Consider the following 14078-nt stretch of genomic DNA (forward strand, 5'->3'; position numbering starts at 1 on the left):
TACAACTATTGTATAAAAGATACATAAAATGTTTATAATCTAGCAAATGTAATGTATGAAAGAGGGAGGAAGACTATGAAAGGTAATAGTAATAGTATGCCTATTAAAAATATATATCAAAAATATCTGGAAAAATATAGAACTAGCAAAGAGTTCAGAATTATAATAATTACATGTGCATCTGTATTCATATTTGGCTTTTTACTTGGATATATCTTTACAGAGGCAGAAAAAACAGAAATGATTGAAGCTATACAAAAAGAGCAAGAAAATATAGGACAAACAAAGAATATACCTAATATTGCAGATGAAGTAATTCCATCAATAGTTTTGGTGAGAAATAGAGTTAAAATTAAAGATGGAGAAAATGTAGAGATGAAAGACAAAGGGATAGGATCTGGAATTATATATAAAGATGATGGATACATAATAACTAATCAGCATGTTGTAAATAAAGCTTCAGAAGTAATAGTTACTCTTAGTGATGGTTCAGAATATAAGGGTGAGATTGTAGGTGAAGATAAAAGAAGTGATTTAGCTGTAATTAAAATTCCAGGGAGTGCTTTTAGAGATGTTAAGATAGGAGACTCCGATAGATTAAAAGTTGGAGAGCGTGTAATAGCTATAGGAAATCCTGTAGGAGAAGTATTTAATAGTACTGTCACAGATGGAATAATAAGTGGACTTAATAGAACTATTATGATGAATAATAGAAGAATGACTCTCATACAAACTAGCGCCGCTATAAATCCAGGTAATAGTGGTGGAGCTTTAGTAAATGAAAAAGGAGAGGTCATAGGAATAAATAGTGCAAAACTTACAGGTGAAGAGATAGAAGGGATGGGATTTGCAATACCTATAAATGATGCATTACCAATTATAGATGAATTAATAGAATACGGATATATAAAAAGACCTTGGTTGGGTCTTGGACTAGGAGAGACAACGGATGAATTAGTTGAGAGATACAAGATACCGAAAGGAATATACATAGGAAAGATAGATGAGATTGGTCCTGGAAGTAAAAGTGGTCTTATAGAAGGTGATATTATATTAGAAATAGATAATAAAAGAGTGGAAAGTTTAAGTGTAATGTCTTCAGTTATTGACAAATACAATCCAGGTGATGAAATAAAAATAAAGGTTTTTAGAAGAGGAAATTATAAATATATAAACTTAGTATTAGAAGAAGCTCCACCTAATAGATAAAAAATAAGAAAATTGAAAAAAACTAAAAATTTTGATACTCTATATTAGAATTCCAAAATTGAGGAGTTGGTATCTTGAAAGATATAGAGTTAGCTAAAGATACTCTTGAAAAAGAAAATTTATCTCTTGTAATTGTAAAAGATGGTAAAATACTATTTAGAAGTGCTGATAAAGGGATAAAGCCAATATATAATGCAGTACTACAATCTGAAAAAAACTTTAAAGGTTCAAGTATTGCAGATAAAGTTACTGGAAAGGCTGCTGCACTATTATGTAAATGTTTAGATATAAAAAGATTATTTACAGAGATTATATCTGAAGGGGCAATAAATGTATTAGAAAACAGTCATATTATCTTCACTTATGATAAAGCTATTCCATATATCAAAAATAGGGATATGACAGATGTTTGTCCTATAGAAAAAATAGCACAATATATAGATGAACCTGAAGTATTAATTAGCAAAATATCAGAATTTCTTGAAAATATAAGAAAAAGTAGCTAGAAAGAAAATAAACCATGAGAACTTTGATATAAAAAGCTTTCATGGTTAATCTTTTTTAGAAAAAATTATAATTGTATATTATTTATATGATAGACAAGCTATAGAACTAAATCTTATAATCTAAAATTAAATATTTAATAAAAAGGTGGAATAATATGAATAATAAATTTACTACAAAAGACTTAGTATTAACAGGAATATTATTAGGATTAGGACTGATTATTCCTATGGTATTTCATTTGTTCGGAGGTACAGGACCAATATTTTTACCTATGCATATATCAGTACTAATAGGAGGTTTTTTACTACCACCATATTTTGCATTAGTTTTAGGAATAGCAACTCCACTATTAAGTAGTGTAGTTACAGGTATGCCACCTATATTTCCAATAGGTATAATAATGATGGCTGAGTTAGGTTCCTATGGATTAATAACCTCACTTATTTCAAAAAAGTTTGAAACTTTAGTTATACCTTCACTAGTAACAGCACAAGTAGTAGGTAGAATAGTTGCAGGAATTACAGTATTTATTTTATCTACATTTTTTGGAGTTAAAATGAATCCTATAATATTTGTAAAGGGATCAATAATTACTGGAATACCAGGAATATTAATACAACTAATATTAATACCAACACTAATATATACTATTAAAATAACTAAGAAAGTAAAAGCATAGGTTATTTAAGCTTACTTTAAAATAAGACTATTAAAATAGGTATATTACATAGCAGGTATTTAATAAGTTCTTTGAAGTATAAGGTTATGGTAATATTACAGTTATATCTTTTCCTTTTTACTTAATACCCATAGTAATATAAATCCTGCTACTATGAAAACTACAGAAAGGATAATCTCATATATTAAAGACATATAAATCACCTCTTTTTTTAATTAATTAATATATTAAGTATAGTATCTGCAAAATATAACAAAATATATATAAGAAAAGATATATAGAGGTGAATTATTAATGAAAGATTTTATTGAAATAGTTATACAAACTTTTTTAGCTTTTTTTGCAATACTATATATAACTAGGCTATTAGGGAGACAGCAAATTTCTCAATTTACATTTTATGAGTATATCAATGGTATAACATTTGGTTCTATAGCAGCTACACTTGCTACAGACTTAGATAATAGAACATGGCAACATTTTGTTGGACTCTTATTATTTGGAGCTCTGACATATTCAGTTTCTAAAGCTACTCTTAAAAGTAGAACCCTAGAAAAAGTTTTGGATGGAGAACCTATTTTAGTAATTCAAGATGGACAGATACTGGAGAAAAATTTGAGCAGAACAAGATATAACATGGATGATCTTCGGCTTTTATTAAGACAATCAAACTGCTTTTCCCCTGAAGATGTAGAGGTAGGAATATTAGAGGTAAATGGACTATTAAGTATAATTAAAAAGGCAGAAAAGAGAAATGTTACTTTAGGAGATTTAAACTTAGACCTTAAACCTGAAACTTTACCTACTGAAATAGTTTTAGATGGACAAATAATATATGAAAATCTTAAGAAAAGAAAGCTAACAGGTGAGCAATTAATGAGAGAATTGAAAAAGCATAACATAAGTAGAATAGATGAAGTTATGTATGCTACAGTAGATAGCAATGGTAAATTTTATATAGATAAGTTTAAAGATAATATAAGACCAGGAAGCGACTTAAGTGAAGATAATAAAGGTATTTAGAAATAAAAATATAACATGAAAACATATCTTGACATAAATTAAAAATATATCTATAATTTAAGTTAAAATATATTAAAGCTATGAGAGGACGAGTAAATTAGAAGTAGTCTAAAGAGAGGGGATGTCGTGGCTGTAAGCACCCTAGATTTACCTAATTGAAAACTACCCTTGAGTTGTATCTGAAATCCTATATGGAGTAAAGATGTCCGTTGATTACGTTATAATCATTAGAGTGAAGTTTAATTAAAAAACTTTTAATTAGGGTGGAACCGTGTGAGCAATCAACTCTCGCCCCTAGAAAAAATTCTAGGTGTGAGAGTTTTTTTATTGTATAAAGTCTAAAATTAAATAAGGAGGATGAAGTTCATATGTCTAAGATAAGCATTAAATTACCTGACGGATCAGTAAGAGAGTATGATAAAGGAACAAAAGTTATAGATATAGCAAAAGATATAAGTGAAGGATTAGCAAGAGTTGTTGTAGGAGCTAAAGTTAATGGAGAATTATCAGAACTGAACAAAGAAATAACAGAGGATTCTAATTTAGAATTACTAAAATTTGATGATGAAGATGGGAAAGAAATATTCAGACATACAAGTGCTCATATGCTTGCACAAGCAGTAAAAAGACATTTCCCAGATGCTAAGCTTGCTATAGGACCTTCGATAAAAGATGGGTTTTACTATGATATAGATACAGAACACAGATTTACTCCAGAAGATTTAGAACTACTAGAAAAAGAAATGAAAAAGATAGCTAAAGAAGACTTGAAAATAGAAAGATTTGCACTATCTAGAGAAGAAGCTTTAAAATCTTTAAAAGAGCAGAAAGAAGAATACAAAGTAGAATTAGTAGAAGATTTACCTGAAGGATCAGAAATATCTTTCTATAAGCAAGGAGAGTTTACAGATCTTTGTAGAGGACCACACTTACCAAGTACTAAAAAAGTAAAAGCTGTTAAATTAACAAGTATCGCAGGAGCATATTGGAGAGGTGACGAAAAAAGACCAATGCTTCAAAGAATATATGGTACTTCTTTTGAAAAGCAAAAAGATTTAGATGCATATCTTGAAATGCTAGAAGAAGCTAAGAAAAGAGATCATAGAAAGCTAGGTAAAGAATTAGGCTTATTTACTATGCATAACGAAGGGCCAGGATTTCCATTTTTCCATCCAAAAGGAATGGTTCTTTGGAATACAATACAACAATTCTGGAGAGAAGAACATTTAAAAAGAGGATATGGAGAAATAAAAACTCCTATAATGTTAAATCAACAATTGTGGCATCAATCAGGGCACTGGGAACACTATAAAGAAAATATGTATACTACAAAAATAGATGAACTAGATTATGCTGTGAAGCCTATGAACTGTCCTGGAGCTATGCTTATATACAAGTCAGAAATGTACAGTTATAGAGATTTACCACTTAGATGGGCTGAGCTTGGTCAGGTGCATAGACATGAATTAGCTGGCGCATTACATGGTCTTATGAGAGTAAGAACTTTTACTCAAGATGATGCACATATATTTATGCTACCAGAACAAGTTAAAGAAGAATTGATAAAAGTAATAGATTTAGCTGACCACGTATATAAAGTATTTGGATTCAAATACCATGTGGAACTTTCTACAAGGCCAGAAAGCTACATGGGAACATTAGAACAATGGGATAAAGCAACAAATAACTTAAGGGAAGCATTAGAAGAAAAAGGATTAAATTATATTATAAATGAGGGAGATGGAGCATTTTACGGACCTAAGATAGATTTCCATCTAGAAGATAGTTTAGGACGTACATGGCAATGTGCTACTATCCAATTAGACTTCCAAATGCCTGAAAGATTTGATTTAACATATACTGGTCAAGATAGTGAAAAACATAGACCAGTTATGATTCACAGAACTATTTTAGGAAGTATGGAAAGATTTATAGGTATTCTTATAGAACACTTTGCAGGTAAATTCCCAGTTTGGTTATCACCTGTTCAAGTTAGTGTATTACCAATATCAGATAAATATAATGATTATGCATATGAAGTTAAAAAGAAATTAGAAAATCAAGGTGTAAGAGTAGAAATAGATTCAAGATCAGAAAAAATAGGATATAAAATAAGAGAAGCTCAAATGGCTAAAACTCCATATATGCTAATAGTTGGAGAAAAAGAAGTTGAAAATGGAGAAGTATCTGTAAGGGATAGAGAAGAAGGAGATATTGGCTCTATAAAAGTTGAAGACTTCGTTTCAAGAATTGTAAAAGAGATAGAAGAAAAGAAATAAAATATTAAATAAAAAATGCCAAAACTATTCTAAGTTAAAAAGATGGTTTTGGCATTAATTTTGGGTATATTTAAACTTATAGTAAGTGAAAATAAGAAATTATTTTTTATTATTAATTTAAGATACTTGAAATTATATTTAATAAGCATTAAAAGTGGGAATAACTACTATAATGATTGAATCTTTATATAGCATAATAAAAGAATAGATAAATCTAACTTGAAGAAGGAGCTTAAAATGTCAAAAAATATTTCAGTTAAATTTAATGTTCAATTACAAGAGTCAAAATTTATAGAAAGAACAAATAGATTTATATTAAAATGTGAGATTAATTCTAAATCTTTAGATAATGGGATGGATCACAATATAGTTGAAGCTCACTTAGGAGATACAGGAAGGCTAAAAGAAATACTTATACCTGGATGTAAAGTATGGTTAAAACCAGCAGATAATCCTAATAGAAAAACAAAATGGACAGCAGTATTATGTAAAACTTCAGATAACGGATCTTTAATATCTCTTGTATCTACTCTACCAACTAAACTTATTAACAAAGCACTTAGAGAAAATGCATTAGAAGAATTCGAAGGTTGGAAATTTTTGAAGAGTGAATATAAAATGGGAAACTCTAGATTTGATTTTTTATTAGAAAACAATCAAGGAAAAAAGATGCTACTTGAAGTTAAAAGTGTTACTCATATTGTAAAAGATGGTTTAGGTTTATTTCCAGATGCAGTTACAGCTAGAGGAGCTAGACATGTTAGAGAATTAAGAGAGATTGCAAAAGAAAATGAAGATATAGAGACAGCTATTTTGTTCGTAGCTCAAAGGGAAGATGTAGAAGTCATAAAAGCTAATCGTGATATAGATCCTAACTTTGCAGATGAAATTGAAAAAGCAAAGAAAGATGGAGTAAAGATATTTGGACGTAAATGTCATATTGATTTAGAAAAGATAGTTTTGGGAGATAGGGTTGTAGTAAAATAAAAACAAGAAAAATAGATAGTAATTTTTAAAATTATAATAAAATGTATTTTAACAATTATCTTAATAAATTATGGTATAATTATTGAATTAGTTATGAGAATAAAATTTTAAAAATGAGTTACAGTGTAAAAAGATAGGTTACCAGAAAGGAACATACTAGATGAATCTAATTATACTATTTGAAAGTGACTACATTGAAGAGAGGAAAGTTAGGCTTACAGGAAGAAGATTTGAACATATAATATCAGTGCATAGAGCCAGTATAGGTGACAGATTACGTGTAGGAATGCTAAATGGTAAAATAGGTGAAGGATATATTACACAATTGAATGATAATTTCTTAGAAATGGAAATATCTCTTACAGATAATCCTCCTTCTCCATCTAATGTACAATTAATTCTAGCAATGCCTAGACCAAAAGCTTTAAAGAGAATTATTCAAGATGTTACTACTATGGGAATAAAAAAAATATATATAATAAAAACTTGGAGAGTAGAGAAGAGTTTTTGGAGCAGTCCTGTGTTAGAAGAAGATAATTTATTTGAGCATATGATATTAGGACTAGAACAGGGTAAAGACACTATTTTGCCTGAAATCAGGATTGTAAAGCTTTTTAAACCATTTGTGGAAGATGAAATTCCTGTTATAATTAAAAATACTAGAGCTATAGTGGGACATCCTATGTCTAAGAAAGAATGTCCTAGAGATATAGAAGAGCCAGTAACACTGGCTATTGGACCAGAGGGTGGCTTCATACCTTATGAAATAGAATTACTTGAAAAGCAAGGATTTGAATCTGTAAGCTTAGGAAATAGAATACTACGTGTGGAAACGGCTATACCTTTCATATTGGGAAGATTTTCATAAAATGCTTACAAAAGGCCATAAATTCTGTATAAGAATTTGTGGTCTTTTTAAGACTATAGGAGTATATTATAACTTATAGTGATATATCTATTGTTAAATTGGGTAGTATTATGGAGGCGAAAATATGAGTAAAATATTAAATATTGGCCTTGATATAGGATCAACTACAGTAAAGATGGTTGTACTAGACAGATTAAATAATATCAAGCACAAAAAATATTTAAGACATTTTTCAGATGTAAAGAATACAGTTGCTTCTATGTTAAAAGAAGCAAGGGAAATGCTACAAGATAAGATTGTAACTATGATGGTTACAGGATCGGGTGGTTTAGATATTTCAAAGAAGCTAGGAGTTCCTTTTATACAAGAGGTTATAGCATGTACAGAAACAATTGAAAAGTTTATTCCAATGACAGATGTAGCTATAGAACTTGGAGGAGAAGACGCTAAGATAACTTATTTAGGAGAATCTATAGAACAGAGAATGAATGGAACTTGTGCTGGGGGAACAGGTGCTTTTATAGATCAAATGGCAGCTCTTTTACAAACAGATGCACAAGGATTAAACGAGCTTGCAAAAGGATATAAAACCATATATCCAATAGCTTCAAGATGTGGGGTTTTTGCAAAGACAGATGTCCAACCTTTGTTGAATGAAGGTGCATCTAAAGAAGATATATCTGTATCTGTACTTCAAGCAGTAGTGAATCAGACTATAGGAGGATTAGCTCAAGGTAAGCCTATAAGAGGAAAAATAGCTTTCTTAGGAGGACCTTTATATTTTTTATCTGAGCTTAGAAACAGATTCATAGAAACATTAGAAATAAAAGAAGAAGACATAATTATTCCTGAGGATTCACAATATTTTGTATCTATAGGAGCAGCAATTTCTTCTAAGAAAGAAGAGACAATACTATTTAATGATATATATAAAAATTTAGAACTAATGCAAAATCTAGGAAGCGAATCTCTAAAGGATATAGAACCTCTTGTTTCAAGTGAGGAAGAGTATGTACAATTTAAAGAGAGACACAGTAAAAATAAAGTAAAAAGAGTAGCTCTAGAAACTTATGAAGGAAATGCTTACTTAGGAATAGATGCAGGTTCGACAACTACTAAGGTAGCATTGGTAGATGAGAATGGGAGTCTTTTATATTCATATTATGGTAGTAACATGGGAAGTCCAATAAAATCTACAATTACAGCTCTTAAGGACTTATACAGTAAAATTAATAGCAATATTAAAATAGTTAATTCAGTTGTAACCGGATATGGAGAGCAACTCTTAAAATCTGCATTGAAGATAGATATTGGAGAGATAGAAACGGTTGCACATTACAAAGCTGCACAGTTTTTCTTGCCAGATGTAGACTTTATACTTGATATTGGTGGACAAGATATGAAAAGTCTAAAAATAAAGAATGGAGCTATAGATTCTATAATGTTAAATGAGGCATGCTCTTCAGGATGTGGTTCATTTATAGAAACTTTTGCTAATTCTTTAAATATGAATATAGAAGAATTTTCTAAAGCAGGACTTAAATCTAAAAGACCAGTAGATTTAGGTACACGTTGTACTGTATTTATGAATTCAAAGGTAAAACAAGCTCAAAAAGAAGGAGCTGATGTGAGTGATATATCAGCAGGAATTTCTTTTTCAGTAATAAAGAATGCATTATATAAAGTTATTAGAATAAGAAATATAGATGAGTTAGGAAAAAATATAGTAGTGCAAGGTGGAACATTTTATAATGATGCTGTTCTTAGAGCTTTAGAGAAAACTATAGGTAGAGAAGTAGTTAGACCAGATATTTCAGGAATAATGGGTGCTTTCGGTTCTGCTCTAATAGCTAAAGAAAGATATAAAGATGGTTATGAAACTCAATTAGTAAAGAGTAACGAACTTGACAACTTTGAAGTAGAAACTTCTATGGAAAGATGTAAGCTGTGTGGAAATAACTGCCTACTAACTATAAATAAATTTTCAGGTGACAGAAAATTTGTATCAGGAAATAGATGTGAAAGAGGATTAGGAATAGAAAAGACTCAAAATGATATTCCAAACTTATATGATTATAAATATAAAAGACTTTTTAAATATAAGCCTTTATCATTAGAAGAATCTAAAAGAGGAATCATAGGAATACCTAGAGTTCTTAATATGTATGAAGACTATCCATTTTGGTATACATTTTTTACAGAACTTGGATATAGAGTGGTGATTTCTGGTAGATCATCTAAAAAACTATATGAACTAGGAATAGAAACTATACATTCAGATTCAATGTGTTATCCTGGAAAGCTTGTTAATGGACATATCATGGATTTAATAAAAAAAGGAGTTAATAAAATATTTTATCCTAGTATTCCATTTAATATAAAGGAAGATAAGAATTCAGACAATCATTATAATTGTCCTATAGTAATATCATGTCCTGAAGCTATAAACGCAAATATAGATGAGATATATTCAGGAGAAGTTAAATTCTATCATCCTTTTTTACCAATAGATGATCCTAAAAGAATGGTAAAAAGATTATATGAAGAGCTATCAGAAGAAGACTTAAGACTAGAAGAAATTTCAAGAGCTTTAGATAAAGCTTATAAAGAATTAGAAGATTATAAGGAAGATGTAAGGAAAAAAGGAGAAGAAGCTCTTGATTATATAAATAAAAATAATATAAAAGGAATAGTATTATCAGGAAGACCTTATCATATAGATCCAGAAATAAATAATGGTATTCCCGAGCTTATAAAGTCATATGGATTTGTAGTTTTATCAGAAGATGCTATAAGTCATTTAGAAAATCCAGAAAGACCTCTTAGAGTTGTAGATCAGTGGATGTATCATTCAAGACTATACTCAGCAGCAACATATGTTGCAAAACATAAAAACTTAGAACTTGTACAACTTAATTCTTTTGGATGTGGATTAGATGCAGTAACAACAGACCAAGTACAAGAGATATTAGAAAGTTATGGAAAAATATATACAGTTATAAAAATAGACGAAATAAGTAATTTAGGAGCAGTTAGAATTAGGATACGCTCATTAATAGCTACTATAGAAGAACGAGATAATAAAGGATTTGAGCCTAAAAAATTGTATGAACCTGATAAAAAGATTCTATTTACTAAGGAAATGAAGAAGACACATACTATATTATCACCACAAATGTCTCCTATACATTTTCAGTTTCTAAAAACAGGATTTAAAAAAGCAGGATATAATATAGAGATTCTTCCATCGGTAGATAAAGAAGCTATAGATGAAGGTTTAAAATATGTACACAATGATGCATGTTATCCTTCAATAATAACTATAGGACAGATAATGAAAGCTTTAAATTCTGGAAAATATGATTTAGATAATACTTCTGTTATAATATCTCAAACAGGAGGAGGATGTCGTGCTACTAATTATATAGCTTTCTTAAGAAAATCATTAAAAGATGCAAATATGGGGCATGTTCCAGTTATATCACTTAATGCAGTTGGACTAGAAAAAAATCCTGGGTTTAAAATAACTATACCTATGTTAAATAATTTAATGATGGGACTAGTATATGGCGACTTACTAATGAGAGTACTTTATAGAGTAAGACCTTATGAAAAAGTGAGAGGTTCAGCAAATAAGCTTTATGATTACTGGGTTAAAAAATGTAAAGAATCCTTAGAACATGGAAGTAGAAGAGATTTTAAAGAAAATATATATAATATAGTAAAAGATTTTGATAACTTAGAAATAGATGAAACTATAATAAAGCCTAAAATTGGTATAGTAGGTGAAATACTGGTGAAGTATCATCCTGTAGCTAATAATAATATAGTAGATCTTTTAGAGAAAGAAGGAGCAGAGGTAGTAGTTCCTGACCTAACTGACTTTTTACTATATAGTGCATTTGATAATAAGACAAAATATAAGGAATTATCAGGTAGTTATAAGAGTAACTTAGCTGGAGGATTAGCAATAACAGCTATAGAACATTACAGAAAAGATATGAAAAAGGCATTAACAGAAAGTAATAGATTTGAAGCACCTGTATCCATAGAAGAACTTGCAGAAAAAGCAAGTAAGCATTTATCACTATGTCATCAAACTGGAGAAGGATGGTTTTTAATTGGTGAGATGGTTGAATTATTACAAACAGGAGTAAATAATATTGCATGTTTACAACCTTTTGCATGTTTACCTAACCATATAGTTGGAAAAGGAATGATAAAAGAACTCAAAAGACATTATCCTCTTTCAAATATTTCTCCTATCGATTATGATGCTAGTGCAAGTGAGGTAAATCAAATAAATCGTATAAAACTTATGCTTTCTATAGCATTTAAAAATTTAGAAAAAGAATCAATGGAACAAAAATCAAAAGAAGAAGTTGCATTGAATCATTAATAGTTAATAAGAGCCCTAGTTATCTAGGGCTTTTATACTTATCTATTAGTATATTAAATTAATATTTAACTATAAGAAAATGAGTAAAATTAATAGAACTAATGATACGGATACTACTCCTAAAAGTACGTATAAAGTTTTTTTAGTTAGTATAATAATTCTAGACATTTTATCACCCCTTATATTATTTTCTTACTAGGGTATAGAAGTCTATATTATAAACTATTTTTAGGAATATAAATATATTCCTAAAATATTATGAAAATTATATTTGTACAGTTATAAATTCTATAAAGATTTACATACATTTAGTTATATAATATAATAAGACTAAAATAGATACGGGAGGATCGGAAAGGAATGAGTATAAGGATATTAACAGACAGTAACTGTGATTTACCTTCTGACATTATACACGATTATGATATAGATGTATTACCTATATTGATTTGTTTAGGAGACAAAGAATATGAAGACGGAATAACAATAGACTCCTATGAAGTATATAAAAATATGAAACAAGGATCAGTTTACAAAACAGCTCAAATACCACCAAATGAGTTTAAAAAGAAGTTTAGGCAATGTGCTGATAATAAAGAAACTTGCATATATATAGCATTTTCTTCAGGATTATCAGGAACTTACCAATCTTCCATTTTAGCTAAAAATGAAATACAAGAAGAGTATCCAGATCTTGATGTAACGGTCATAGATACAAAATGTGCATGTATGGGTCAAGGACTCGTTGTTTTAAAGGCAGCGAAGATGGCAAAGGAAGGAAGAAGTAAAGAGGAAATATTAGAAGCAGTAAAATTTTATTCAGAACATATGGAACATATAGTTACTGTAGAAGATTTAGAATATTTATATAGAGGTGGAAGAGTTAGTCGTACATCAGCTTTTATAGGAGGACTACTTAATGTGAAGCCTATAATAGATGTTCGAGATGGAAAATTAGTACCTTTTGAAAAATTAAGGGGAAGAAACAAAGTAATAAAAAGAATAATGGATATAGTTGATGAGAGAGGAAAATCATTAGAAAAACAAACTATTGCCATAGCACATGCTGATGATTTAGAAACTGCTATAAAAATAAAAGAAATGATAGAAGAAAGATTTAAATGTAGAGATATATTAATAACTGTTATGGGATGTGCAATTGGATCTCACGTAGGGCCTGGTACGGTAGCAGTATTCTTTTTAAACGAAGAGTCTCCTATTTAATTTTAAAACGACTAAAAATTATTAACAAATAGCACATGTTTACTATAAAATATGGTGAATGCAGTGCTATTTTATATATAGATGAGGCAATATCAAAAAAAGGGGGACTATTATGCCAAAAAGTACTTTTTTTAACTTACCAGAAGATAAGAAAGAAAGAATACTTGGGGCTACCATAGATGAATTTGCTGAAAATTCATATCAAAATGCAAGTATAAATAAAATAGTTAAAAAATCAGATATAGCTAAAGGTAGCTTTTATCAGTATTTTGAGAACAAAAAAGATTTATTTAAATATGTATTAGAAATATGTGAGGAAAGAAAAATATCTTATGTAGAAAAGGCTATTGAGGATATAGAGTATTTAGATTATTTTGAAATTATAAGAAGAATATATATAGCTTTTATGGAATTCTCTATAGAAAATCCAAAATTGTCATTTATAATAAATGAATTATTAAAAAGTAATGATACTGAACTTAAAAACGAGGTATTAGAAGACGTATTGTCCAAGAGTAACAGTATCTTTAATAAAGTCTTAGAAAGAGGACTTCAGAATGGAAATATTAATCCTAATCTAAACATAGAACTATTAGGAAACTTGATGAGTCATATGGGAGTATTTGTTAGGGAATATGTGCATAAAGATTCACTACGAGATTATAGTGGCTTAGTAGATGAAGTTGTAAATATATTAGAAAATGGAATAAAATTCAGGAAAAGAAGTAATAGAAGTATAGAAGATAGATTTTATTAAAATATAATTGACATACATAAAATTTAATGATATTATGTCTAGAATTATATATTTAAAGCTCGATAACTTTAAACAGTTGTCTGAGATTTTTTTGTATGTAGAAAACCACCTGCTATGCAGGTGGTTCCAAAAAGCTTGTAGCTATG

10 protein-coding genes and 1 other annotated feature are annotated in these 14078 nt (G+C 29.2%); all 10 genes read left to right on the forward strand.

Going from position 1 to position 14078, the window contains the following annotated elements; all coding sequences use genetic code 11:
• Positions 1–75: 75 nt before the first annotated feature.
• The 10 genes from CLPU_RS11670 to CLPU_RS11715 all read left to right on the forward strand — a co-directional run bounded on the left by CLPU_RS11670 (position 76) and on the right by CLPU_RS11715 (position 13932).
• Positions 76–1209: a S1C family serine protease gene (locus CLPU_RS11670; RefSeq protein ID WP_050355843.1), complete on the forward strand. Its 1134-nt coding sequence runs from the start codon at positions 76–78 to the stop codon at positions 1207–1209.
• A 74-nt stretch (positions 1210–1283) separates the two neighbouring features.
• Complete coding sequence (locus CLPU_RS11675; protein WP_050355844.1) at positions 1284–1715, forward strand: DUF1893 domain-containing protein; 432 nt, start codon at positions 1284–1286, stop codon at positions 1713–1715.
• A 155-nt stretch (positions 1716–1870) separates the two neighbouring features.
• Entirely contained in the window at positions 1871–2395 is a 525-nt protein-coding gene (locus tag CLPU_RS11680) for an ECF transporter S component (protein WP_050355845.1), read from the forward strand.
• A 294-nt stretch (positions 2396–2689) separates the two neighbouring features.
• Positions 2690–3418 (forward strand): YetF domain-containing protein, encoded by a 729-nt coding sequence (locus tag CLPU_RS11685; protein ID WP_050355846.1) that lies wholly within the window; start codon positions 2690–2692, stop codon positions 3416–3418.
• A gap of 71 nt (positions 3419–3489) precedes the next feature.
• Positions 3490–3717 (forward strand) — a binding site (T-box leader).
• Between the two features lie 69 nt (positions 3718–3786).
• On the forward strand, positions 3787–5697 hold the full coding sequence (thrS, locus tag CLPU_RS11690; protein WP_050355847.1) for a threonine--tRNA ligase: 1911 nt from the start codon (positions 3787–3789) through the stop codon (positions 5695–5697).
• Between the two features lie 237 nt (positions 5698–5934).
• Complete coding sequence (gene sfsA, locus CLPU_RS11695; protein WP_097677568.1) at positions 5935–6684, forward strand: DNA/RNA nuclease SfsA; 750 nt, start codon at positions 5935–5937, stop codon at positions 6682–6684.
• 160 nt (positions 6685–6844) lie between these two features.
• Positions 6845–7552 carry a 16S rRNA (uracil(1498)-N(3))-methyltransferase gene (locus CLPU_RS11700; RefSeq protein WP_050355849.1) on the forward strand — a complete coding sequence of 236 codons (708 nt, stop codon included), beginning with the start codon at positions 6845–6847 and terminating at the stop codon, positions 7550–7552.
• A gap of 124 nt (positions 7553–7676) precedes the next feature.
• Positions 7677–11951, forward strand: a complete 4275-nt coding sequence (locus tag CLPU_RS11705) for a 2-hydroxyacyl-CoA dehydratase (protein ID WP_050355850.1) — start codon at positions 7677–7679, stop codon at positions 11949–11951.
• A 360-nt stretch (positions 11952–12311) separates the two neighbouring features.
• Complete coding sequence (locus CLPU_RS11710) at positions 12312–13175, forward strand: DegV family protein (protein WP_050355851.1); 864 nt, start codon at positions 12312–12314, stop codon at positions 13173–13175.
• A 112-nt stretch (positions 13176–13287) separates the two neighbouring features.
• Positions 13288–13932, forward strand: coding sequence for a TetR/AcrR family transcriptional regulator (locus tag CLPU_RS11715; protein ID WP_050355852.1), 645 nt, complete (start codon positions 13288–13290; stop codon positions 13930–13932).
• Positions 13933–14078 lie beyond the last annotated feature (146 nt).

This window comes from Gottschalkia purinilytica (genome assembly GCF_001190785.1).
Classification (GTDB): Bacteria; Bacillota; Clostridia; order Tissierellales; family Gottschalkiaceae; genus Gottschalkia_A; species Gottschalkia_A purinilytica.